This is a genomic window from Pseudomonas sp. 25 R 14, assembly GCF_900004755.1.
In the GTDB taxonomy this organism is placed as follows: Bacteria; Pseudomonadota; Gammaproteobacteria; order Pseudomonadales; family Pseudomonadaceae; genus Aquipseudomonas; species Aquipseudomonas brenneri.
The window spans coordinates 173870-197423 of sequence record NZ_CVTS01000028.1 but is presented as its reverse complement, the minus strand read 5'-3'; the positions used below and the strand labels follow the sequence as shown (position 1 = coordinate 197423).

General features: G+C 60.5%; 24 protein-coding genes and 1 riboswitch. Of the genes, 15 read left to right on the top strand and 9 right to left on the bottom strand.

What is annotated here, in order from left to right; all coding sequences use genetic code 11:
- Positions 1–10: 10 nt before the first annotated feature.
- Positions 11–118, bottom strand: a riboswitch (S-adenosyl-L-homocysteine riboswitch).
- Between the two features lie 198 nt (positions 119–316).
- From BFQ03_RS06660 to BFQ03_RS06645, 4 genes are all read left to right on the top strand, one after another.
- Positions 317–715 (top strand): acyl-CoA thioesterase, encoded by a 399-nt coding sequence (locus BFQ03_RS06660; RefSeq protein ID WP_029297383.1) that lies wholly within the window; start codon positions 317–319, stop codon positions 713–715.
- An 85-nt stretch (positions 716–800) separates the two neighbouring features.
- Complete coding sequence (locus tag BFQ03_RS06655) at positions 801–1688, top strand: formate/nitrite transporter family protein (protein ID WP_032858734.1); 888 nt, start codon at positions 801–803, stop codon at positions 1686–1688.
- 83 nt (positions 1689–1771) lie between these two features.
- Positions 1772–2605, top strand: coding sequence for an EamA family transporter (locus BFQ03_RS06650; RefSeq protein ID WP_029297377.1), 834 nt, complete (start codon positions 1772–1774; stop codon positions 2603–2605).
- Between the two features lie 31 nt (positions 2606–2636).
- Positions 2637–3023 carry an MAPEG family protein gene (locus BFQ03_RS06645; protein ID WP_032858731.1) on the top strand — a complete coding sequence of 129 codons (387 nt, stop codon included), beginning with the start codon at positions 2637–2639 and terminating at the stop codon, positions 3021–3023.
- 54 nt (positions 3024–3077) lie between these two features.
- Here BFQ03_RS06645 and BFQ03_RS06640 read toward each other — a convergent pair whose 3' ends face one another.
- Positions 3078–4265 carry a murein transglycosylase A gene (locus tag BFQ03_RS06640; RefSeq protein WP_032858730.1) on the bottom strand — a complete coding sequence of 396 codons (1188 nt, stop codon included), beginning with the start codon at positions 4263–4265 and terminating at the stop codon, positions 3078–3080.
- Between the two features lie 127 nt (positions 4266–4392).
- Between BFQ03_RS06640 and BFQ03_RS06635 the strand changes: the two genes are divergently transcribed.
- Entirely contained in the window at positions 4393–4842 is a 450-nt protein-coding gene (locus tag BFQ03_RS06635) for a c-type cytochrome (RefSeq protein ID WP_065942727.1), read from the top strand.
- 30 nt (positions 4843–4872) lie between these two features.
- On the opposite strand, the gene BFQ03_RS06630 is transcribed toward BFQ03_RS06635, so the two are convergent.
- The 5 genes from BFQ03_RS06630 to BFQ03_RS06610 form a co-directional block, all read right to left on the bottom strand.
- Positions 4873–5268 (bottom strand): DUF1090 domain-containing protein, encoded by a 396-nt coding sequence (locus BFQ03_RS06630; protein ID WP_032858726.1) that lies wholly within the window; start codon positions 5266–5268, stop codon positions 4873–4875.
- An 81-nt stretch (positions 5269–5349) separates the two neighbouring features.
- Positions 5350–7032: an NAD-dependent DNA ligase LigB gene (gene ligB, locus BFQ03_RS06625; protein ID WP_065942726.1), complete on the bottom strand. Its 1683-nt coding sequence runs from the start codon at positions 7030–7032 to the stop codon at positions 5350–5352.
- A 94-nt stretch (positions 7033–7126) separates the two neighbouring features.
- On the bottom strand, positions 7127–7474 hold the full coding sequence (locus BFQ03_RS06620; RefSeq protein WP_032858724.1) for a DUF1090 family protein: 348 nt from the start codon (positions 7472–7474) through the stop codon (positions 7127–7129).
- A 220-nt stretch (positions 7475–7694) separates the two neighbouring features.
- Positions 7695–8885 (bottom strand): methionine adenosyltransferase, encoded by a 1191-nt coding sequence (metK, locus tag BFQ03_RS06615; protein ID WP_029297363.1) that lies wholly within the window; start codon positions 8883–8885, stop codon positions 7695–7697.
- Positions 8886–8904: 19 nt separating this feature from the next.
- The gene (locus BFQ03_RS06610; protein ID WP_032858722.1) at positions 8905–9900 is read right to left on the bottom strand and encodes an ArsR/SmtB family transcription factor; all 996 of its coding nucleotides are present in this window, start codon (positions 9898–9900) and stop codon (positions 8905–8907) included.
- Between the two features lie 258 nt (positions 9901–10158).
- Here BFQ03_RS06610 and tkt point away from each other — a divergent pair, with 258 nt between their 5' ends.
- The 6 genes from tkt to fba all read left to right on the top strand — a co-directional run bounded on the left by tkt (position 10159) and on the right by fba (position 16512).
- Positions 10159–12156, top strand: a complete 1998-nt coding sequence (gene tkt / locus BFQ03_RS06605) for a transketolase (RefSeq protein WP_065942725.1) — start codon at positions 10159–10161, stop codon at positions 12154–12156.
- A gap of 142 nt (positions 12157–12298) precedes the next feature.
- Positions 12299–13354, top strand: a complete 1056-nt coding sequence (gene epd / locus BFQ03_RS06600) for an erythrose-4-phosphate dehydrogenase (protein WP_032858718.1) — start codon at positions 12299–12301, stop codon at positions 13352–13354.
- Between the two features lie 17 nt (positions 13355–13371).
- Positions 13372–14535 (top strand): phosphoglycerate kinase, encoded by a 1164-nt coding sequence (locus BFQ03_RS06595; protein WP_029297354.1) that lies wholly within the window; start codon positions 13372–13374, stop codon positions 14533–14535.
- 29 nt (positions 14536–14564) lie between these two features.
- The gene (locus BFQ03_RS06590) at positions 14565–14786 is read left to right on the top strand and encodes a hypothetical protein (protein ID WP_032858717.1); all 222 of its coding nucleotides are present in this window, start codon (positions 14565–14567) and stop codon (positions 14784–14786) included.
- A gap of 60 nt (positions 14787–14846) precedes the next feature.
- Positions 14847–15182, top strand: a complete 336-nt coding sequence (locus tag BFQ03_RS06585) for an MliC family protein (protein WP_032858715.1) — start codon at positions 14847–14849, stop codon at positions 15180–15182.
- A gap of 265 nt (positions 15183–15447) precedes the next feature.
- The gene (fba, locus tag BFQ03_RS06580) at positions 15448–16512 is read left to right on the top strand and encodes a class II fructose-bisphosphate aldolase (protein WP_029297347.1); all 1065 of its coding nucleotides are present in this window, start codon (positions 15448–15450) and stop codon (positions 16510–16512) included.
- A gap of 181 nt (positions 16513–16693) precedes the next feature.
- Here the strand turns inward: fba and alr are convergent, their stop codons facing one another.
- Positions 16694–17923, bottom strand: coding sequence for an alanine racemase (gene alr, locus BFQ03_RS06575; protein WP_065942724.1), 1230 nt, complete (start codon positions 17921–17923; stop codon positions 16694–16696).
- Positions 17924–18053: 130 nt separating this feature from the next.
- On the bottom strand, positions 18054–18719 hold the full coding sequence (locus tag BFQ03_RS06570) for a polysaccharide lyase family 7 protein (protein ID WP_032858712.1): 666 nt from the start codon (positions 18717–18719) through the stop codon (positions 18054–18056).
- A 319-nt stretch (positions 18720–19038) separates the two neighbouring features.
- On the opposite strand from BFQ03_RS06570, the gene BFQ03_RS06565 reads away from it, so the two are divergent.
- The 3 genes from BFQ03_RS06565 to BFQ03_RS06555 are packed head-to-tail and all read left to right on the top strand — an operon-like array spanning position 19039 to position 22016.
- Positions 19039–21159 carry a putative bifunctional diguanylate cyclase/phosphodiesterase gene (locus BFQ03_RS06565; protein WP_065942723.1) on the top strand — a complete coding sequence of 707 codons (2121 nt, stop codon included), beginning with the start codon at positions 19039–19041 and terminating at the stop codon, positions 21157–21159.
- 42 nt (positions 21160–21201) lie between these two features.
- Positions 21202–21702, top strand: coding sequence for a M48 metallopeptidase family protein (locus tag BFQ03_RS06560; RefSeq protein WP_032858710.1), 501 nt, complete (start codon positions 21202–21204; stop codon positions 21700–21702).
- Positions 21703–21719: 17 nt separating this feature from the next.
- Positions 21720–22016, top strand: a complete 297-nt coding sequence (locus BFQ03_RS06555) for a winged helix-turn-helix domain-containing protein (RefSeq protein WP_032858709.1) — start codon at positions 21720–21722, stop codon at positions 22014–22016.
- Positions 22017–22067: 51 nt separating this feature from the next.
- Here BFQ03_RS06555 and BFQ03_RS06550 read toward each other — a convergent pair whose 3' ends face one another.
- Complete coding sequence (locus BFQ03_RS06550) at positions 22068–22520, bottom strand: GNAT family N-acetyltransferase (RefSeq protein WP_065942722.1); 453 nt, start codon at positions 22518–22520, stop codon at positions 22068–22070.
- 256 nt (positions 22521–22776) lie between these two features.
- On the opposite strand from BFQ03_RS06550, the gene BFQ03_RS06540 reads away from it, so the two are divergent.
- On the top strand, positions 22777–23514 hold the full coding sequence (locus BFQ03_RS06540; protein WP_032858703.1) for a substrate-binding periplasmic protein: 738 nt from the start codon (positions 22777–22779) through the stop codon (positions 23512–23514).
- Positions 23515–23554 lie beyond the last annotated feature (40 nt).

The window sequence follows — 23554 nt, the reverse complement described above, 5'->3', positions numbered from 1 at the left end:
ATTCGTAGTGTGCGAATGGGCGCCGTTGTGCGTTTAGTATCCAACCAGGACAACCCGGCTGGGCAACGCCCCATCCGAGCCTGACAGGCCGGGGCCTGCTGCAGCGCCCCTCGGACAGGTGGCGGGAGAACGGTATCAATCGCAGATGACCGTTTTGAAACGGTGGCGATTATAGCCGCCTGCGCCCGACTTCCCAAGCCTTTCTGTCGGCGCCATGAAGATCGCTCATGACACTGATAGGCAATGCCTCATAGAGCTTGGGCCGACGCTCTGCCATGATGTTGCCCATCATTTCGCAAGACGCTTTGGAGTGAACATGAACTTCCACACCCGCAAATGGGTAAAACCCGAAGACCTCAACCCCAACGGCACCCTGTTCGGTGGCAGCCTGTTGCGCTGGATCGACGAAGAAGCGGCGATCTATGCGATTGTCCAGCTGGGCAACCAGCGGGTGGTGACCAAGTACATCTCCGAGATCAACTTTGTCAGCGCTTCGCGCCAGGGCGACATCATCGAGCTGGGCATCACCGCTACCGAGTTTGGCCGCACCTCCATCACCTTGACCTGTGAAGTGCGCAACAAGATCACGCGCAAGAGCATCCTGACCGTGGAAAAAATGGTCTTCGTCAACCTCGGCGAGGACGGCCTGCCGGCGCCCCATGGTCGTACCGAGATCAAGTACGTGAAGGATCAGTTTCAGGACGACAGCGAGTAACGATCCGCCGTGTAGCGGTGGTCATTGAACGCTCTTGAGGGCGCACTGGTCGTACCTGAAATCGCCCCCTCGTTCAGGTACGCCCATGGCCACGCAAAAAGACGGCAAGACCCCCAACCTGTCGCAGGAAGAGCAGCAGGACGTGGACAAGAACCAGCCACCCAGGGCGGCGGTGCTGCATGAAATCATTCGCACCCAGGGCGACCAGGAGCTGGAGCGCAGCGTAGCGGCGTTGTGGTGGTCGGCGCTGGCGGCCGGCTTGACCATGGGCCTGTCCTTGATGGCCATGGGGTTGCTCAACTCACGTCTGCCGGACGGCGAGGGCTTCAAGGTGATTGCCAGCCTTGGCTACTGCGCAGGCTTTCTCGCGGTGATTCTCGCGCGCCAGCAACTGTTCACCGAAAACACCCTGACCGCCGTGCTGCCGGTGATGAGCAAACCGACTCTGGGCAATGCCGGGCGCTTGTTGCGGTTGTGGACGGTGGTGCTGGTGGGCAACCTCTGCGGCACCTTGCTGGTGGCCTATGTGATGTTGCACTTGCCGATTTTTGATGCCAAGACCGACCTGGCCTTTCTCGACATCGGGCGCAAGGTCATGGAGAACGACACCGGCCAGATGTTCGCCAAAGGCATCGTCTCCGGTTGGATGATCGCCACCATGGTGTGGATGATCCCGTCCATGGAAAGCGCCAAGATGTGGATCATTATCCTGATCACCTACCTGATGGCGCTGGGCGACTTTACCCACATTGTGGTCGGCTCGGCGGAGGTGTCCTACCTGGTATTTGCCGGCGAGCTGCCGTGGAAGGACTTCTGGCTGGTATTCGCCGGCCCGACCCTGGCCGGCAATATCATCGGTGGCAGTTTTATCTTCGCGCTGATCAGCCATGCGCAGATTCGCAGCGAAAGCAGCTTGCCGGGCAAAAAGGCTGCGGATCCCAGGCATCCGCAGCCGATCGACAAGGATCAGTGACGCCAGGGTGTAGAGGGTGCGCCAGCGCGGTATTTGGTATAAATATGGGCTGACACATCACGAATCACTTATAGGAGGTTCCATTGCTTGCAACAGCCCTTGTCCTGGTAGCGGCGTTGTTGCATGCGACGTGGAACACCTTGATCAAATTCAGCGGCGAACGCCTGTTGGTGATCGCCTGCATGGACAGTGTTGCGCTGTTGTTTGTTCTGCTGGCGGTGGGGTTTGTGTCGCTGCCGCCCCTGGAAATCTGGCCGTGGATCATCGCTTCGGCCTTGTTCGAGTTGCTCTACCGTTACCTGTTGATCCAGGCCTATCGCGTCGGTGACCTGGGGCTGGTGTACCCGTTGATGCGTGGTTTATCACCGCTGGTGGTGCTGGCGCTGACCCTGGTGTTTGCCGGGGAAGTGCTCAGTACCCAGCAGATTGTCGGCATCCTGCTGATCCCGTTCGGCATGCTGTGCCTGTTGTGGCAGGGCGGTGGTGGGGATCGGTTGCCCTGGTCGATGTTGCCGGTGGTGGCGCTGATCGGCCTGTGCATCGGCTGCTATACCTTTCTCGACGGGCAGGCGCTGCGGCGCTGGTCGCACCCGTTGGATTACCTGGTCTGGCTGACACTGCTCAGCGCCTGGCCCTTTCCGCTGTTGGCCATGGTGCGCAAACGTGCCGCGTTCAGCCTGTTCTGGCGAACCCAGTGGCGATTGGGGCTGAGCGTGGGATTGTGCGTGTTGTTGAGCTACGCTCTGGTGCTTTGGGCCATGCAGTTGGGCTCGATTGCCGAGGCCGCCGCGCTGCGGGAAGTCAGCGTGATCCTGGTGGTGTTGTTCGGCATGCGTTACCTGAAAGAACCTTTCGGCCGCTCCCGGCTCTTAGCCTGTGGGTTGGTGTTGATCGGCATGCTCGTGATGAAACTCTAACCAGCGGATAAAACTAAAAAAGGAATGAGTGATGACTGTCGCTTTCTGGTGTGTGTTGATCGCAATTTTTCTGCCGTACCTGTGTACTGGCGTGGCCAAATTCAGTGGCGGCAAATTCGGGCCCCGGCAGAACCATGACCCCCGGGCCTTCCTGGAAACCCTGGAAGGCTTTGCCAAGCGTGCCCATAGCGCGCAGCTCAACAGCTTTGAAGTGACCCCGGCGTTTGCCGCCGCGGTGATCATTGCCCACATGGCAGGCAATGCGGAACTGGTGACCATCAACGTACTGGCGGTGCTGTTTATCACCAGCCGCCTGCTTTTCATCATCTGCTACCTGGCGGACTGGGCGATCTTGCGCTCGCTGGTGTGGTTCGTGGGCATGGCGTTGATTGCGAGCTTCTTCTTCGTCTCGATGTAAGGTCCACCGCAGATCCAGTGTGGGAGCGGGCTTGCTCGCTCCCACATTCGATCCTCAGCTTCCTGTCGGGGCGTCCGGCACTTTGGGTAGCGCTGCGCCCTTGGGCCACAGCATCCAGATCTGGCCCTGTTGCTTCATATTCCCGGCCAGTTCGCCTGCGGCATCACCCGTGCCCCAGAACAGGTCCGCACGTACCTCACCGACAATTGCACCCCCCGTGTCCTGGGCCGCTACCGGTCGTACCACCGGCGAGCCGTCGGGCCGGGTTGTCGACAGCCACAACAGGCTGCCCAGCGGGATGACCTTGCGGTCCACCGCCACGCTGTAGCCTGCGGTCAGCGGCACGTTCAGCGAGCCACGCGGGCCTTCATTGCTGTCGGGCCGGGTGCTGAAAAAGACGTAGCTGGGGTTGCTCGCCAGCAACTCGGGGATGCGTTCCGGGTGCGCCTTGGCCCAGGCACTGATTGCGCCCATGCTGACTTCTTCTTTCTTCAGCTCGCCTTGCTCCACCAGCCAGCGGCCGATAGGGCGATAGGGGAAACCGTTCTGGTCGGCGTAGCCCACGCGCAATTGGCGACCATCAGCCAGCTGGATGCGGCCAGAACCCTGGATTTGCAGGAATTGCAGGTCCATCGGGTGGGTCAGCCAGGCAATCGGCTTGGCGCTGGAGCCTTGCTGGTTGATGGTGCCAGCATCGTCATAAGGCTTGAGTACCCGGCCTTCCAGGCGCCCACGCAGGCGTTTGCCCTTGAGTTCCGGGTAGATGCTTTCCAGGTTGACGATGATCAGGTCGTCCGGCACCCCAAACACGGGGACATGGGCGGTTTTAGTTTCGGTGAGGCTGCCTGGATAGACCGGTTCGTAGTAGCCAGTGATCAGGCCATTGGGCGTATTGTCCGCCGAGCGCAGGCCGTAGACGTCCAACTGTTGCTTGAGGAAGCCGCGGATGTCGCCGGCATTGCCCGGCACATTGGCCGCTGCAGCGCAGGTGGTGCCCCATACCGGATCGTTCTTCAGGCGTTGGCAGGCACTGCGCCAGGACTCGAAACCGGCTTGCAGGTCGCTGTCCGAAACCACGGGCAGGGCTTCCCAGGTAGCGCTGACATAGGTCGCCACGGCGTGAGGTTTTTCGGGCGCAGGCTTGGGGGCCGGAGTGTTGCCGCCGTCGCATCCGGCGAGCAGCGCGATCATTGGCAGAGCCCACACCAGTCGGCGGCTCCAGGGGGTGACGAGGTTATTCATGCAAGTAATTTCCAAGGCGATTGCCCGAGCCGGTCGCGGCGCAAGCATCCATATTATTAATAGGGCTATTGGTCTTTGCGGGCGGGGCGAGGATACTGGCCGCCGTTTCCCGTGACCCAGAGCCACCATGACTTTTAAAAAACTGACTGTTGTATTGCTGGCCTGCCTGACGCTGACCGCCTGCGGTGGTGTTGACCCAAATTCGCCGTTGGGCCAGCGCAAGGCTATCTTCAAGCAGATGCTCAAGACCGGCGAAGACCTGGGTGGCATGCTGCGTGGCCGTATCCCGTTCGACGGGGCGAAATTTGCCGAGGGCGCCGTCAAGCTTGACGCCCTGTCCCATGAGCCGTGGAAGCACTTTCCAACGGTGCGCGAAGAAGATCACACCAGTGCCAAGGACGATGTATGGCAGAAACAGGCCCAGTTCCAGGAACTGGCGCGCAACCTTGAGGAGGCCACCGGTGAATTGGTGATCGCCAGCCAGGTGCAGCCTTACAAGGCCAGTAACCTGGGGCCGGCCGTGCAGAAAGTCGAAGATGCCTGCAGCGCCTGTCATAAGCAGTTTCGCGACCATTGAGACGGATCGGCCAAGAAGGCTGTATGCGTCTTACTTGTCCAGATCGTCGAGGGCTTCCTGCAACTCTTTGCGCGACTCGGCGAGCTTATCCTTACGCTTGTTGATCTTCTCGGAGTCGCCCTTTTTCATGGCCTTGTCGAGGTCGGCCTGACGGCGGCTGACTTCGTGCTTGGCATCCAGCACCTTGTTTTCGCGTTCCTTTTTCAGGGAGGCGTCGGTGCAGTGGGCGGTGACTTCGCTCAAGGCCTTTTCCAGGCCGGCTTGTTGCTCACTGTTGCCGTGGGCCTTGGCCTGTTCGATTTGCAGGCTGATGGCCTGGCGCTTGGCGGCGCAACCGGTCAGTTGCGGGGCTGTCTCGGCAGCCAGCAATGGCGTGCTCAGGACGCTGGTGATGGTCAACAGGGCAAGCGGTGCAAGAAACTTCATGGAAACTCCAAAATAAACAAGATCGTTGTCAGGTGGGCAGGATGATTTCTGCTGGCACCGGTTAATGTAGTTGGCCCGGGACTAAAAGCCGTCGATCCCGGCAGCCCGTAGCGTTTCACTCATGGCCAGCACCTGAGGGTCGTGAAAAAAGGCACTCAATTGTGCTGCACGTCCCGGACCGATTCCCGCTTCGGCCTGCCACGCTTGCGCGTCTCGGGCGGCCAGGGCCTGCCAGTCGCCTGCCAGGTTATTGCGTGCGCTAGGTGGTACACCCAGGGCCTTCAACCATTGAGCAAACGGTCGCTGGCGCGCAGTGCGCAAGCTGGCCTGTAGGCGCGCACTGCTGCGGTCGCCGAATCCGTCAATGGTAGCAAGCTCTGTCTCATCAAGGTTCAACCAATCCACTAAACCACTGATTTGGCCGGCCTGGATCAAGTTGCTCCAGGTCTCGCGGCCAATGTGTGGCAGGTCCAGGCCCTGCTTGCCACTGAGCCAGGTCAAGCGGGCGAGTAACTGTTCTTCGCAGCCTGGGGCCAGTTGCCAGCAGCTCAGGTGATGGAAATCGCTCGCGACAGGTACCGTGACATCAACACGGGGGTGGCTGCGCAGGATGACCTGGTCGAGCCTTGGGATCACCTGGCCAGCAAGGCTGATGGATACCTGGTCTCCAGGGCGGATATCCAGTGCCTGCCAGCGCTTCAGGGAGCCGACACTGACGCGCTTGATCTGTCGGTCATCAAGCAACACCGGGTCGAGTTCCAGGATCGGTGTGATACGGCCGGTGCGGCCAATCTTGAAGCGGACCTGGCGCACATGGGCCAAGGCTTTGACGGCCGGATATTTCCAGGCGACGGCCCAGTACGGTGTGCTCGGCTGCCAGCGCTGTGCCGGGGCGCGCTGGCTTTGGTGCAGCACTACGCCATCGGTGGCGAATGGCAATGGCTGACCATGCCAGAAGGCGCGCCAGTGCCGGGCTTGTTCGAAGTTCTCGATGGGCTGGCTGTAGCGCTGGCTGTCGATAAACCCCCAGCGCGCGAGGTTATCCAGTTGCTGCTTGAGGTCTGCCGGCCCTTGCGGCCAGGCCCAGACAAACAAGCCGATACCGGCGGCGTCGGCGTCACTGAGTTGTTGGCGGTTCATCAGCCCGGAGATTTTGCTGCGGGCATTCATGCCGCCCGTCTCCCCTTGTATGTGTGCGTCGAGGCGCCAATACAGTTCACCCTGCAAGAGCAGGTCGATGGCCTCGGGCAGCCGTTGCACGATACCGGGAATCCTGCGGGCCGAGGCGGTCCAGTCCTGGCCCAGCAGGCCATCACCGCGGCTGATGACCTGAGTCAGGCGGCCCGCACGATAGACCAGGGTAACGGCCACGCCATCGATCTTGGGTTGTATCCACAGGTCGCTGCGTGTACGGATCCAGTCTTCCACGGCGCGGTCGTTGAGCAGTTTTTCAAGACCGGTGTGCGGGACGGGATGGGCGATGGTGCCCCGCGAACTGGACAAGGGGTTGTCGGCAGGTGACGGCACCTGTGCAAAGCAACCCCGCCATTGCTCCAGGCGCATGCGGGCCTGGTCGTAGAGTTCGTCGCTGATCAGGGATTGGCCGAGCCGGTGGTAGCTGTCGTCCCACAGGCCGATTTGCCGTTGCAGGGTGTTTATTTCGTCTTTGGCCTTGTCGGCTGGCCAGTCCGGGCAGCCCTGCGCCCAAGTGACGATAGGGAAGAGCATCAACAGCAGGTAGGTCAGCAGGCGTGGCGTCATCATGAGCATCCTTGCTCTGAAGGGGCGCCCAGCCTAAAGCAAGCAAACGCCCATAAAAAAGCCCGCAGGCGCGAGGCTTTTTACCGGGTGTTTCTGCTTACTTGAACAGACCGCCCAGGGCTTTCACGGTGTCGTTGCTATCAGCCTTGGCCTGCTGCTTTTGCGAGGCTTCGTCAAGCTTGCCTTGGGACTCGCCGACTTTTTTGCAACCTTTGTTTACCTGATCCAGTGCGGCCTGCATGGCCTTCACTTTCAGGTCTTCGCCATTGGCTTTGGCGGCATCGACCTTGGCTTGCAGTTCCTGGCTCTGTTTTTCGCAGTTGCCGGACGCGCCGCCCAGTTGGGAGGTCAGGGCGCCGGTCAGGCCGCTCAGGTCAGCAGCGTGTGCTGGCAGGACGAACAGGCTGAGCAGAATGGCGGCAGGGGCGAAAGTGGCAATACGCATGAAAAACCTCAATGTTCGATTGCCTGCGCACTTGGCAATCCCGAGCAGGCGCAGTGCAGTATCCAATGTGGTTAAGGGCTCGGGAGGGGGCGGATTCTAGTGGGCCATCATTTGGCCTGCAAGGGTTGGATCCAATTAATGTGAGCTCGCTCCTACAATTAAGGCAATAAAAAGCCCTGCCGGGCGAACCGGGCAGGGCTTTGGGTGTTGCGTGCAGCGATTACAGGCCGGCGGCGGTCCGCAGGTCGTCAGCGCGGTCGGTTTTCTCCCAGGTGAACGTGGTGAAGGTGTCGTCGCCGACAGTCTTCTGTTCAGGGGTGCGGCCGAAGTGGCCGTAGGCCGCGGTTTCCTGGTACATCGGGTGCAGCAGGTCGAGCATGGTGGTGATTGCGTACGGACGCAGGTCGAAGATCTCACGCACCAGCTTGACGATCTTGTCGTCGCTGATCTTGCCGGTACCGAAGGTATTCAGCGAGATCGACGTAGGCTGGGCCACACCAATGGCGTAGGAAACCTGAATTTCGCAACGCTCGGCCAGGCCGGCCGCGACGATGTTCTTGGCCACATAACGACCCGCGTAGGCCGCCGAGCGGTCAACCTTGGAGGGATCCTTGCCGGAGAATGCGCCGCCGCCGTGACGGGCCATGCCGCCGTAGCTGTCGACGATGATCTTGCGCCCGGTCAGACCGCAGTCGCCCACTGGGCCACCAATGATGAACTGGCCGGTCGGGTTGATGTGGAACTGGGTGTCCTTGGTCAGCAGTTCGGCAGGCAGCACGTGCTTGACGATCAGCTCCATCACGCCTTCGCGCAGGTCTTTGTAGGAGACTTCCGGGTTGTGCTGGGTCGACAGCACCACGGCGTCGATACCCACCACTTTGCCGCCTTCGTAACGGCAGGTCACTTGGGACTTGGCGTCCGGGCGCAGCCAGGGCAGCAGGCCGGACTTGCGGGCTTCGGCCTGGCGCTTGACCAGTTGGTGGGAGAAGGTGATCGGCGCCGGCATCAGCACGTCGGTTTCGTTGCTGGCGTAGCCGAACATCAGGCCCTGGTCGCCAGCGCCCTGATCTTCCGGCTTGGCACGGTCGACACCCTGGTTGATGTCAGGCGACTGCTTGCCGATGATGTTCATCACGCCGCAGGTCGCGCCGTCGAAGCCGACGTCGGAGCTGGTGTAGCCGATATCGGTAATCACGTCACGGACGATCTGCTCCAGGTCGACCCAGGCCGAGGTGGTGACTTCACCGGCGATGATTGCTACGCCCGTTTTCACCAGCGTCTCGCACGCCACGCGGGCGAACTTGTCTTCAGCAATGATGGCGTCCAGCACCGCATCAGAAATCTGGTCGGCGATTTTGTCCGGATGCCCTTCAGACACGGACTCGGAGGTGAAAAGGGAATATTCGCTCATCTCGATGTTTTCCTGATATTTACCGATGGTGAGTGTCGCCAGATGGCCGCTGAAAGTGGCGGACCTGAATCTGGAAACCATTACGTAAGCCTACATAGAGGCTTTCCCCGGGAACGAGTCCCGCAGCGGTGGCCCAACGGGCCAGATCGTCCTGTTCAAACCCCAACCATAGATCACCGCAGGCCTCCCTGGCCCAACTCTGGTTGTGGCTGCATAAATCGGTGACCAACAGACTGCCGCCCGGTTGCAGCAAACCGGCCATTTGCTTGAGGGCATCGGCCGGGGCAGCGAAATGGTGCAGGACCATGTTCAGCACCACGCAATCGGCTTGCAGCCCTACATCATCCAAGGCATCGGCCAGTCGCAGGCTGACGTTGCCCAAGTGTTCGCGCTCGCAGAGCTGGCGTGCCAGTTCCAGCATGGCCGGGCTGTTGTCCAGCGCCGTGACTTGGTGAAAGCGACATGCCAGCTCCGGCAGGAACCCACCGTCGCCCGGGCCGACTTCCAGCGCCGTGGCGCCTGCGTCGAAGCCCAGTTTGTCGAGCAGCGCCAACACGCTTTCGCGGTATTGCGCCAACCCGGCAATCAGGTCCTGCTGGGCGCGAAACTTGTCCGCCACCCGTGAGAAAAAATCCTGGCTGGCAGCGGCGCGTTGCCCGTGGACCTGGGCGATGCGCGACTGCACGTCAGCCGGCAGGGCCAGGTTATCCACCTCTTCCAGCAGCGCAGCATGCAGCTTGCCACCCAGCAACTCGGTGTGGGGCAGGGCGCGGCGATAAAAAATCGCATTGCCTTCACGGCGCGTAGCCACCAGATCGGCCTGGGCCAGCACTTTCAAGTGGTGGCTCATGCCGGATTGGCCAATGGCAAAGATCCGCGCCAGTTCCAGCACGCCAAACGAGTCGTTGGCCAGGGCGCGCAGTACATTCAGGCGCAGCGGATCACCGCCGGCCTTGCACAGGGCCGCCAGCTCATCGCAGTCGTCGGGGCGAATGGAAGGCGCAGGTAAGTTCATAAGGCCAGCAGTCTAGTGATGAGGTGAAATCCTCGCAAGGCCAATATCAAAAAGTTTTGATATTGGTCGATAATCGGTGGTTATAAGCAGGCGCTATAACCTTTAGACGAACGGCGGGAAGTGTTCTTGCCGTCAATGCAGTCCAAACCACAGGAAAAACCTACATAAGTCGGTATCTGTCATTGCCCCTGAGGCCTTGGCTGAGGGAAAATGCCGATCCTTTTTTCCGTTTCTTTTACAAACCCCAGGAGATCAGCGATGCCCAGCCGTCGTGAGCGTGCCAACGCCATTCGTGCCCTCAGCATGGATGCCGTGCAAAAAGCCAACAGCGGCCATCCCGGTGCCCCGATGGGCATGGCGGATATCGCCGAGGTACTTTGGCGTGACTACCTGAAACACAACCCGAGCAATCCATCGTTCGCCGACCGTGACCGCTTCGTGCTGTCCAACGGCCATGGCTCGATGTTGATCTATTCGTTGCTGCACCTGACGGGCTATGACGTCACCATCGACGACCTCAAGAGCTTCCGTCAGCTGCACAGCCGCACCCCGGGCCACCCGGAATTCGGCTACACCCCAGGCGTTGAGACCACCACCGGTCCCCTGGGCCAGGGCCTGGCCAACGCTGTTGGCTTCGCGCTGGCAGAAAAAGTCCTGGGCGCGCAGTTCAACCGTCCTGGCCACAACGTTGTCGACCACCACACCTACGTGTTCCTGGGTGATGGCTGCATGATGGAAGGCATTTCCCACGAAGTCGCTTCCCTGGCCGGCACCCTGGGCCTGGGCAAGCTGATTGCCTTCTACGATGACAACGGCATCTCCATCGACGGCGAAGTCGAAGGCTGGTTCACCGACGACACGCCAAAGCGTTTCGAAGCCTACAACTGGCAGGTAATCCGCAACGTCGACGGCCACGATCCGGAAGAGATCAAGACCGCCATCGACACCGCGGGTAAGAGCGAGCAGCCGACCCTGATCTGCTGCAAGACCACCATCGGCTTCGGTTCGCCGAACAAGCAAGGCAAGGAAGACTGCCACGGTGCCCCACTGGGTGACGCGGAAATCGCCCTGACCCGCGAAGCGCTGAAGTGGAACCATGGCCCGTTCGAAATCCCGGCTGATATCTACGCCGAGTGGGACGCCAAGGAAGCCGGCCGCGCGGCCGAAGCCGAGTGGGACCAGCGTTTTGCTGCCTACTCCGCCGAGTTCCCACAGCTTGCCAACGAACTGGTACGCCGCCTGGCCGGTGACCTGCCTGCCGACTTCTCGGAAAAAGCCTCGGCCTACATCGCCGAAGTCGCGGCCAAGGGCGAGACCATCGCCAGCCGTAAAGCCAGCCAGAACGCCCTGAACGCCTTTGGCCCGCTGCTGCCTGAGATCCTCGGCGGTTCGGCTGACCTGGCCGGTTCCAACCTGACCCTGTGGAAAGGTTGCAAGGGTGTCTCGGCTGAAGACGCCAGCGGCAACTACATGTACTACGGCGTGCGCGAGTTCGGCATGAGCGCCATCATGAACGGCGTTGCCCTGCACGGCGGCCTGGTGCCTTACGGCGCGACCTTCCTGATGTTCATGGAATATGCGCGCAATGCCGTGCGTATGGCTGCGCTGATGAAGAAGCGTGTGATCCATGTCTACACCCACGACTCCATCGGTCTGGGCGAAGACGGCCCGACGCACCAGCCGGTTGAGCAACTGACCAGCCTGCGTACCACGCCGAACCTGGATTGCTGGCGCCCATCGGACGCGGTCGAATCGGCCGTGGCCTGGAAGCACGCCATCGAGCGCAAGGATGGCCCTTCGGCGCTGATCTTCTCCCGTCAGAACCTGCAGCATCAGGTGCGTACCGACGCGCAGATCGCCGACATCAGCCGTGGCGGCTACGTGCTCAAGGACTGCATCGGCGAGCCGGAGCTGATCCTGATCTCCACCGGTTCCGAAGTGGGCCTGACCGTTCAGGCCTACGACAAACTGACTGCCCAAGGCCGTAACGTGCGCGTTGTGTCCATGCCGTGCACCAGCGTGTTCGAAGCCCAGGACGCCGACTACAAGCAATCGGTCCTGCCGTTGCAGGTCAGCGCGCGTATCGCCATCGAAGCGGCTCACGCCGACTACTGGTACAAGTACGTGGGCCTGGAAGGCCGTGTGATCGGCATGACCACCTACGGTGAGTCGGCGCCGGCGCCAGCGTTGTTCGAAGAGTTCGGTTTTACCCTGGAAAACATCCTGGGTCAGGCTGAAGAGCTGCTGGAAGACTAAGGCTGTAGAGTGGGGTGGTTGTACTGACGCCTTCGCGAGCAAGCCCGCTCCCACATTTGGAATGCATTTCAACTGTGGGAGCGGGCTTGCTCGCGAAGGCGGCGGTACATTCACCGCATCACCCCAGGTAATCGAGAACCCCATGCCTCAACCGCGTCCCTACAAAGTTGCACTCAACGGCTACGGCCGCATTGGTCGTTGCGTCTTGCGTGCTCTGTTCGAGCGAGGGGCGGCGGCCGGGTTTGAAATTGTTGCGATCAACGATCTGGCTGATATGGCCAGCATCGAATACCTGACACGCTTTGACTCCACCCACGGCCGGTTCCCCGGCGAAGTGCGGGTCGACGGCGATTGTCTGCATATCAATGGCAGCTGCGTGAAGGTCTTGCGCAGTGCTACCCCCGAAGGCATCGACTGGAAAGCACTGGGCATCGATCTGGTGCTGGAATGCTCCGGTGTCTATCACACCCGTGCCGATGGCCAGCGTTTCCTCGATGCCGGCGCCCCGCGCGTGCTGTTTTCCCAGCCGATGGCCAGTGAGGCGGATGTTGACGCCACCATCGTCTACGGCGTCAACCAGGACTGCCTGAGTGGTGACGAGTTGCTGGTGTCCAACGCCTCCTGCACCACCAACTGCGGTGTGCCGTTGTTGCGCCTGCTGGACCAGGCGATTGGCCTGGAATATGTGTCGATCACCACCATTCACTCGGCGATGAACGACCAGCCGGTGATCGACGCCTACCACCATGAAGACCTGCGCCGCACCCGTTCGGCATTCCAGTCCGTGATCCCGGTGTCCACCGGCCTGGCGCGGGGTATTGAACGCCTGCTGCCGGAACTTGCCGGGCGAATCCAGGCCAAAGCAGTGCGCGTGCCGACGGTGAACGTGTCGTGCCTGGATATCACGATGCAGACCGTCAGTGATACCGACGCTGGCGAGGTCAACCGGATCCTGCGCGAGGCCGCTACCAGCGGCCCGCTCAAGGGGCTGTTGGCCTACACCGAACTGCCGCACGCCAGTTGTGATTTCAACCATGACCCGCATTCGGCGATTGTCGATGCCAGCCAGACCCGCGTTTCCGGCCCCAGGCTGGTGAATATCCTGGCCTGGTTCGACAACGAATGGGGCTTTGCCAACCGCATGCTCGACGTAGCAGAGCACTATCTGCACATCGCCACTAAACAACCTCAACAGTAATTCAGGAACTGCGACCCATGACCGTGTTGAAGATGACCGACCTCGATCTGCAAGGTAAGCGCGTACTGATCCGCGAAGACCTCAACGTCCCAGTCAAGGACGGTGTTGTCACCAGCGATGCGCGAATCCTGGCCTCGCTGCCGACCATCAAGCTGGCCCTGGAAAAAGGCGCGGCCGTGATGGTCTGCTCCCACCTGGGTCGTCCGACCGAAGGTGAGTTCTCTGCCGAAAACAGCCTCAAGCCTGTAGCCGACTACCTGAGCAAGGCCCTGGGCCGCGAAGTGCCTTTGGTGGCTGATTACCTGGGCGGCGTCGAGGTTAAGGCCGGCGACATCGTGTTGTTCGAGAACGTGCGCTTCAACAAGGGCGAGAAAAAGAACAGCGACGAACTGGCCCAGCAATATGCGGCGTTGTGCGACGTGTTTGTGATGGACGCTTTCGGCACCGCTCACCGCGCCGAGGGTTCGACCCATGGCGTGGCCAAGTTCGCCAAAGTGGCCGCTGCTGGCCCGTTGCTGGCTGCCGAGTTGGACGCACTGGGCAAGGCCCTGGGCGCACCGGCCCAACCAATGGCCGCCATCGTGGCCGGCTCCAAGGTGTCGACCAAGCTGGACGTGCTCAACAGCCTGAGCCAGATCTGCAACCAACTGATCGTTGGCGGCGGCATTGCCAACACCTTCCTGGCCGCTGCTGGCCATCCGGTAGGCAAGTCCCTGTACGAGCCGGACCTGCTGGACACCGCCCGTGCCATCGCGGCCAAGGTCAGCGTGCCACTGCCAGTGGACGTGGTAGTGGCCAAGGAATTCGCCGAAAGCGCCGAAGCCACCGTCAAGCTGATCGCAGACGTGGCGGCTGACGACATGATCCTGGATATCGGCCCGCAAACTGCCGCGAACTTCGCTGAACTGCTGAAAGCCTCCCAGACCATTCTGTGGAACGGCCCGGTTGGTGTGTTTGAGTTCGACCAGTTCGGCAATGGCACCAAAGTGCTGGCCAAGGCGATTGCCGAAAGCTCGGCATTCTCGATTGCCGGCGGTGGCGACACCCTGGCGGCCATCGATAAATATGGCGTAGCTGAGCAGATCTCCTACATTTCTACCGGTGGTGGCGCGTTCCTTGAGTTTGTCGAAGGCAAGGTCCTGCCAGCCGTTGAAGTGCTGGAAAGTCGAGCCAAGGGCTGAGACCCAGGGTCTGGAAAAGGAGCATTCCCATGATCAAGCCATTCGCGCTGGTGATTGCCGCAGGCCTGTTGGCCGGCTGCGGCAGTGCGCCCAAGGCGGCGCCCGAGACTCAAGGTGCTGCGCCGGACAAGGGTTGCTACCAGTCCGACTGGCAGGCCGAGACCATGCCGGTGATCAACAAGCGCATAGGGCCTGACAGGCTGGAGAAGTACGACTCCCCGCCCAAAGGTAAGGAACAGGGTTGCCCTTGATGGGTCTGATTCACTAACCGACAGCAGTGGCGGCCCCTGGCCGCCGTTCGAGGATTGGCAATGAAAGGCGTTATCGCCCTGGCAGCACTGGCTCTATTGGCCGGTTGTGCCAACCTGAACATGTTCAACAAGGCAGAGCCACAGCCAGAGACATGGACCACTTGGGTGTGCGACAGCCAGGCCCAGGTGAACTGGCGGTTTATCGGCGCGGATCGCAGCCAGGTGGATGTACGCCTTGGCGGCTCCGACCAGGTGTATCGCCTCAAGCAAGACGTGGCGGCTTCCGGCACGCTGTATAGCAATGACCAGTTGGCGTTTCACACAAAAGGTGAGGAAGGCCTGGTTTACTGGGTCGCCACTGACGATTTGATCGGCCGGGGCTGCAAGGCCCAGTAATACAGAACACTGAAGATCTCATGTAGGAGCGGGCTTGCCCGCGCAAGCGGTGGGTCAGTTGGCGAATTCGGTGTCTGGTACACCGCGATCGCAGGCAAGCCAGCTCCCACATGATTCGGTTCCAGATTGGAATTTGGGTCAGGCCCAGTAGCAATAACGATTCAGCAGGCCAAGGCCCAACCCCTTGATCTGCAATAACTTGAATAGCAGCCGCCGCTACGGCAGGCTTGCACGATTAACGACCCTCGACCGGGAGAGAGACACAATGGCACTTATCAGCATGCGTCAAATGCTGGACCACGCAGCCGAGTTCGGCTACGGCGTTCCAGCCTTTAACGTCAACAACCTTGAGCAGATGCGCGCCATCATGGAAGCCGCTGACAAGACCGACTCCCCAGTGATCGTCCAGGCTTCGGCTGGTGCCCGCAAATACGCTGGTGCACCGTTCCTGCGTCACCTGATCCTGGCTGCGATCGAAGAATTCCCGCACATCCCGGTGTGCATGCACCAGGACCACGGCACCAGCCCTGACGTGTGCCAGCGCTCCATCCAACTGGGCTTCAGCTCGGTGATGATGGACGGCTCCCTGGGCGAAGACGGCAAGACCCCGACCGACTACGACTACAACGTGCGCGTCACTCAACAAACCGTGGCCCTGGCTCACGCCTGCGGTGTTTCGGTAGAAGGCGAACTGGGCTGCCTGGGTTCGTTGGAAACCGGCATGGCCGGTGAAGAAGACGGCATCGGCGCCGAAGGCGTGCTGGATCACAGCCAGATGCTGACCGACCCGGAAGAAGCCGCTGACTTCGTCAAGCGCACCCAGGTCGATGCCCTGGCCATCGCCATCGGCACCAGCCACGGCGCCTACAAGTTCACCAAGCCACCTACTGGCGACGTGCTGGCCATCGACCGCATCAAGGAAATCCACAAGCGCATCCCCAACACCCACCTGGTGATGCACGGATCTTCCTCGGTACCGCAAGAGTGGCTGGCGATCATCAACCAGTACGGCGGCGACATCAAAGAAACCTACGGCGTCCCGGTTGAAGAAATCGTCGAAGGCATCAAGCACGGCGTGCGCAAGGTCAACATCGACACCGACCTGCGCCTGGCCTCCACCGGTGCAATGCGTCGCCTGATGGCCACCAACCCGAGCGAGTTCGACCCGCGCAAATTCTTCGGCGCCACAGTGACGGCGATGCGTGATGTGTGTATCGCACGTTACGAAGCGTTCGGCACTGCCGGCAATGCCTCGAAGATCAAGCCGGTGTCGTTGGAAGCGATGTACCAGCGGTATTTGAAAGGTGAGTTGAACGCCAAGGTGAACTAAGCCCAGGCGCTCATAAAAAACCCGCAGCGATGCGGGTTTTTTTTATGGCCGGTATTTGAGGCCACCTACAAATCAGTGTGGGAGCGGGCTTGCTCGCGATAGCGGTGGTTCAGGCAATACATATGCTGACTGACACACCGCAATCGCGAGCAAGCCCGCCCCCACCTTTGATTTGCGGTGCTTATTGATCAACCAGCACTTTAGGGTTCGAGTTGCCCCACACGGTGTAAAGGTCAGCCAACAACGCCCCATTGATATCCTCAACCTCGGCCTGGCTCGTCTGCACATTCCCCTGCTTGCCAAACAACACCACTTCATCGCCGCTCTTCACGGTCGGCACGTCGGTGACGTCGACCATCAAGGTGTTCATCGACACCTTGCCCACCACCGGCACTCGGTGCCCGTTGATCAGCACGATGCCTTTGTTGGTGAACGCTCGACGATAACCATCGGAATAACCCACGGTGATGTTGGCCAGTTTCGAATCCCGTGCCAGGGTGTAGGTGCGGTCATAGCCGACGGTGTTGCCCTTGGGGTAGCTGTTGACCGAGGCCACGTGGGACTTGAACTGCATCACGCGCTTGTATTCGGTAAACGACGGCACGGTGTCACCGAACAACAGGCCACCGGGGCGCACCATGTCCAGGCGCGACTCGGGCACTTCCAGGGTGGCGAAGGAGTTGGCGGCGTGCAGGGTGATTTTGCTGCGGTCCAGTTGGGCGACGTTGATCAGCCAGTTGGCCTGTTCGTTGAACGCCTTGAGGCCGGCGCGTACGTCAGCGGCGTCTTCGACGGCGAAGTGGGTCATGATTGCCTTCACTTCCAGGTTCGGCACTTTGGTGATGGCCACGGCATCGCGCCGGCCCTGGGCGGTGGTCATTTCCACGCCGTTACGGCTCATGCCGCTGGAGTTCAGGCCCAGGTGCACCACTAGCGGGCGGCCATGATGCTCGGCGATCAGGCTGGCGCGCACGGCGAAGTCGAGGTTGCCCACCAGCTCTTCCATGTTGTACGGCAGCGCGGCTTCCAGCTCGCTCAGTGCGGCGGTGCGTACGCGGATCAGTTGGCCCTTGAAGCCGCTTTCACGTACCACGCGTGCTTCTTCGTTGCTGGCCACGCCCACGCAAGGCACGCCCAGCTTGATCACCGATGGCATCAGCAGACCGATGCCGTGGCCGTAGGCGTCGGCCTTGAGTACGGCGCAGATTTTCGACTTGTCGGCGAGGCTGGCTTGCAGGGTGCGGATGTTGTGTTCGAAAGCGGCTTTGCTGATCTCTACCCAGGCGTTGCTGTCCTGGATGTTGACCTGGGCCACGCCGTCGGTCATCGACAACGGCGGGGCGGCGAAGGCCGGGTTTTGCAGCATGACCATGCCCATGGACAGGGCGAGTAGGGTGCGAGTGAAGGGCATTGTGAGTCTCCATGACTTTCTTATAGGGCAGCATTACGCCTGTGCGGCGCCATACTCGAATTGTCCTACAAGAAAGTCGAGACCCTGGGTCGCGGTTCTGTCCTAAAGCGTCGTGGGAATGATCAGACTGTCAGTTGTGATCGATATCCAGCCTGGCAAATGTCACTTTGCCGCCTTCCTGGCTGTCGCCACTGTTGTCTTGCACATACACCCCCGCCTTGAAGTACAGCGGCTTTTTGCCCCAGGCGGCACCGATGCGTTCGTTCCATTGCCCGCTGGCCGCTTCGACGCTCAGCAGGCCAGCCTTGTTCAGGTGGATGACGTAGGTGAAGTTTTTCTCCAGCGGCACATTCTCGGCCACGATAATCACCCGGCCCTTGCTGTCATCCGGGCGCATGCGCACCTTGGCGACGATGTTGCCGGTCTGGGTTTTTTCCTTGAACTGGTATTCGACCTTGATCAGCGGTTTCTGGCTGTCGTAGGCGTGAATCTGACCGATCACGATCTTGCCCGAGGACGGCACCTGGTTGATTGCCAGGGTGGCGCGCAGGTAGTTGTCGGCTTCGGGGTAGGTCCAGTTGCGCAGCCGGCCATCGGCATAGGTTTCACGCAGTTCGCTGCGCGGGTAGATGGCGTTTTCGGTACGGGTGCCGGTAACAGGGGTCCAGAATTGCACGCTGCTGCCTTCGGCCTGGAAGTATTTGCCGTTGAAACCACTGAGCAGTCTAGGGGTGTCGATGGTGGCTGGTGGGGAGCCGACAGGAATGCTCAGGTTCCAGGTGGACAGATCAATCATTGAGTGCGCCTTTACTGTACGAAAGAGGGGGTCAAAAGGCCTTGGCCCGCGGATTAGCGCGTTATTTATAAGCGGCTGGTCATCGTTTGTTAATAATTTTAGGTCGGTTTATTGGCGTCAATGGACTGTCAAAAAGCCATGTTTCCCGTAATACGTGGGCTGCAGGTGCTGACCGTTAGTCGGTTGTGTGGTCTTTGGCGCAATGATGGCGCTGTCGCGCCTTCTGCTTTAGAGGATCCAGGGCTAGAGTGACTCCACATTGTTTGTCCGGTTTTGTCTCAAAAATGACCGGAATGAATCCTCAAGGAAGAGATGCAGCATGGAATGCGCTCCAACCCCGTCCGATGGCTGTTCAGTGCTCCTGGTGGTCGATGACTACCCGGAAAACCTGATCAGCATGCGCGCGCTCCTGCAGCGCGAGGACTGGCTGGTGGTGACGGCGGCCTCCGGCGAGGAAGCCCTGGGGTTACTGCTCGAACGTGACGTCGACCTGGTACTGCTAGATGTCAGGATGCCGGGCATGGACGGCTTCGAAGTGGCGCGGTTGATGCGCGGCAGCCAGCGCACCCGCATGACGCCGATTATTTTCTTGAGTGCCAATGAACAATCGCCCGCCGCCGTGCTTGAAGGCTATGCCAGCGGCGCCATCGACTACCTGTTCAAACCGTTCGACCCGCATATCCTCAAGCCCAAGGTCCAGGCCTTGCTGGAGCATCAGCGCAATCGGCGCGCCTTGCAGCGTTTGAGTCATGACCTGGAACTGGCCCGGGCCTTTAATGCCTCGGTACTCGACAACGCCGCCGAGGGCATCCTGGTGGTGGCCGAAGACGGGGTGATCAGCTACGCCAACCCGGCCATTTCACGGCTACTCAATGCCACGGTGGACGAGTTGCAAGGCCAGGCGTTCCTTGGCTTTTTGCAGAAGCCCCATATGCCTGACTGGTTTGGCAGCGAGCTGTACGCCGGTTACCGCCGTGGCGAAACCTGGCGCCTGCATGATGCGATCCTGCGTACCGCCCCCGGGCAGCAACTGCCGGTGGCGATGTCCTGTGCACCGTTGCCCCAGGAGCAGAAGGCCATGGTGGTGACCGTGCAGGACATGTCGCAAGTGCGGCACCTGCATCAGCAGCTGGAGTTCCAGGCGGTCACCGACCCGCTCACCGGCTTGCTCAATCGCCGTGGCTTCTACCAGGCCGTAGAGACGGCCCTGTTGCGCAACGAGCGCAGCGAGCATGCCACGGTGTTGCTGTACATGGACCTGGACGGCTTCAAGCGGGTCAATGATTCGGTGGGGCACGATGCCGGCGACCGAGTGCTGCGCTGGGTCTCTGAGCAATTGGAACTGTGCCTGCGCAGCTGTGACATTCTCGGCCGCCTGGGGGGCGATGAGTTCGTCGCATTGCTGGAATTGGAATACCCGGAACAGGCCGCGAAGCTCGCTGAGCAGTTGATCGAGCGGGTGTCGATCTGCCAGCAAGTAGACGGCCTGGAGGTGATGCTGGGGGTCAGTATCGGCATTGCCACCTTCCCCGATTGTGGCCGCGACCTGAGCGGCCTGCTGCGTGCCGCCGATATCGCCATGTACGAAGCCAAGCGGGCGGGGCGTCAGCAATATCGCTATTACGATCAGGAAATGAACGGCCGTGCCCGCTCGCGCCTGATGCTTGAAAGCAGTGTGCGCGAGGCCATCGCCAAGAAGCAGGTCACGTTGGTGTACCAGCCCCAAGTGTCCCTGGTGGACGGGCACTTGCGCGGTGTCGAGGCCTTGTTGCGTTGGCAGCACCCGAGTGTCGGCGATGTACCGCCGGGACTGTTCCTGCCCTTGCTGGAAGAGGCACGCCTGATCAGTCAGCTCAGCAGTTGGATCTATCTGCAAGTGGCGCAGCAACGCCAGGCCTGGGCGCAGGTCATGAACGACGACTGGGTGCTGAGCGTGAGCCTGAGCAGCAGCCAGTTCAATATGCCCAACCTGGTGACTCAGTTGCAGCAGGCACTGGAACGACATGGGGTGCACGGGCGGCAACTGGAAGTGGAAATTGCTGAAGAAAGCCTGATGCACAACATTGAAGAATCCACCAAGCAGCTCAAGCAGCTGCGGCGCCTGGGGGTGCGCATAGCCCTGGATGACTTCGGCTCGGGCACCTGCTCCCTGGCGCATTTGCGCGACCTGGAGTTCGATACGCTCAAGCTCGATCCCGGCCTGGTCACCCGCGTGCTCGACTCGCCACGGGAGGCGGCGCTGGCCCGCAGTATTATCGAGCTGTGCGGGCACTTCGGGTTGCTGGTGATTGCCGAAGGGGTGGAAACCCTTGAGCAATGCCACTGGCTGCAGGCCAATGGTTGCCAGTTCATTCAGGGGCCTTTGGTTGCCCTGCCGCTGATGGCCGAGGATATTTCCCAGTGGCCGCAGCCGTTTGCGCTACGCGCAGGCCCTTGCTGAATTCGCTACACTGACGGCCTCAAGCCCCTGCCGTTCGAACCCATGACTGCGCTGAAATACCTCCAGGCCTATCCCGCCGCCCTGCAAGAGCAAGTGCGCCAATTGATCGCCAAGGATCAGTTGGGTCACTACTTGAACCAGCGTTACCCCGAGCGCCATGCGGTGCAAAGCGACAAGGCGCTGTACAGCTACGCCCTGGCCTTGAAGCAGGAACACCTGCGCAACGCGCCGGCCATCGACAAGGTGCTGTTCGACAACCGCCTGGACCTGACCCACCGCGCCCTGGGCCTGCACACCACCATCTCCCGGGTGCAGGGTGGCAACCTCAAGTCCAAGAAAGAGATCCGCATCGCCGCGTTGTTCAAGGAGGCGGCGCCCGAGTTCCTGAAAATGATCGTCGTCCACGAACTGGCGCACTTCAAGGAATCGGACCACAACAAGGCCTTCTACAAACTCTGCGAATACATGCTGCCCGGCTACCACCAGGTGGAGTTTGACCTGCGGGTGTACCTGACCTATCGGGACTTGCAGGGCAAGTCCTAATCACAAGGCGACTGATCATGGATGTGAGCAAGACCAAAAGCAGCTTCTACCGCCGTCTGTATGTGGCGTATCTGATCGACAGCCAACTGGCCAGCAGCGTCCCGGCGCTGACCGAGGCCACTGGCATGCCCCGGCGCACGGCCCAGGACACCATTGCGGCGTTGGCGGACCTGGATATCGTCTGTGAATTCGAGCAGGAAGACGGCGCCCGCAATCATGCCGGGCGCTATCGGATTCGCGACTGGGGGGCCATTGACCGGGGCTGGATCGAGCGCAACCTGGTACAGGTCAAGCAGGTGTTGGGCTATCCCTGAAATTGGGCGGGCAGGTCTGACGCCATCGCGAGCAAGCCCGCGATGGGGCCCTCAGGCGCGCCGCATACCAATATGTGGAATGTCGTCCTCAAGATAGACCTCACCCTCGACCTTGAACCCGTATCTTGTGTAGTACCCCTGCAAATGCGCCTGGGCTGAGAGAAAGATCGGCGTCTGCGGCCAGTTATCGTCGATCTGCTTGAGGGTTTCCTCCAGCATCTGGTGGCCCAGGCCGGTGCCCCGTGCAACCCCGGCCACGAGCACGCGGCCGATAACCACGTCACCGCCATGCAGCTCCGGGTCGAGCAGGCGCAGGTAAGCAACCAGTTGGTCATCCTGCCAGCCCATCAGGTGGTGGGTGTCGCCCTCCAGATCCTGGCCGTCGATGTCCTGGTAGACGCATTTCTGCTCCACCACAAAAACCTCCGCCCGCAGGCGTAAAATGGCGTAGAGCTGTTCCTTGCCCAGATCATTGTGGTGCTTGCAAACCCAATCGACTGTCATCGTTCCATCTCGCATAAAGACCTGACTTGGATAGTAATGCCATGACCGGCGACTGTCTCGGGCGGCGACACAAACACCCTGAAAACGACCTTTTTTGTGAGTGACGTCAATTTGCCATCATTGAGTGCTTTCGCGGCTGGGTTCTTTGTGTAATCTGCTGTACTGCGCGAGCGATAGGCTACAGTCAGAACCTGGACATACTCCCGCCAGGCGTCATCGCCCGCAAGGAACTGCCCGCTGTGCAAGGACATTAAGCATGCTGCGATTGTCTCGTGCCGTTGCTTTGATCGTGTTGCTGTTGCTGGCCCCTACGGTGGTGGCGGAACGTTTGCGCCTGGTGGGGGATGCATGGCCGCCGTTTACCGATGCGACCCTGATCAATGGTGGCCTGGCCACCGATATCGTCAGCACCGCCCTGGCGCGTGCCGGCTATGCCAGTGATTTTGAACAAGTGCCATGGGCGCGGGCCTTGATGGGGGTGGGGGACGGGCGTTATGACGTACTGGTCAATGCCTGGTACGACGAGGCGCGTACGCAGTTGGGGCAGTTTTCCGCTGAGTACCTGCTTAATCGCGTGCGTTTTATCAAGCGTCGTGACGATCCCATTGAGTACCAGAACTTGCAGCAACTGCATGACTATCCCATCGCCGTAGTGCGCGGCTACGCCTATTCGGCGGATTTCGATGCTGATCCAAAACTGCAAAAGGTCCCGGTGCATAACTTCGCCATGGCCGTGCGCATGCTGGCGGCCCAGCGGGTGCGGCTGACGGTCGAGGATGAATATGTCGCCCGCTACAACCTGGCGCGGGAGTCCTCCAGGGTGCGTAATGCGGTGGAGTTTTTGCCCAAGCCGTTGAGTGAAAACAGTCTGCACATTCTGGTCAGCCTGAAAAATCCCAAGCATGAGCAGATTGTTGCCGGGTTTGATCGGGAGATCAGCAAGATGAAGGCGGATGGCAGTTATGCGCGCCTTCTTAAGCAACACGGGATGTAGTGTTCTTTAGGGCCTCATCGCAGGCAAGCCAGCTCCCACA